At 56.2% G+C, this 224-nt stretch carries 1 protein-coding gene; it reads right to left on the bottom strand.

What is annotated here, in order from left to right; genetic code table 11:
- Positions 1–224: hypothetical protein (locus HMPREF2743_RS12765; protein WP_168167318.1), on the bottom strand; the 224-nt coding region annotated here is incomplete at both ends.

The following is a 224-nucleotide window of genomic DNA, read 5'->3' as shown; positions in this document are numbered from 1 at the left end:
GCTTACCCTTGCCGTCCTTCCAGTCCGGCTTGTCAGCAGGAGCATCCGGCTGCTCAACCTCAACCTCGACGCGGTCGATCTGCTTGCCGTTCTTGTCCTTGACAACGACAACAACCTTGTCACCAGGCTTAGCGTTCTCATCGATGTCGACAATCAGCTTGCCGTTCTTATCGATCTCAGCCTTATTCGGGCCCTCGGTCTCAACCGTGGTGCCATCCTCAACC

Origin of the sequence: Corynebacterium sp. HMSC036D02 (genome assembly GCF_001836165.1) — a bacterium.
In the GTDB taxonomy this organism is placed as follows: Bacteria; Actinomycetota; Actinomycetes; order Mycobacteriales; family Mycobacteriaceae; genus Corynebacterium.
Note: the sequence above shows the minus strand (reverse complement) of the source record. Positions and strands in the feature narration are given on the sequence as shown.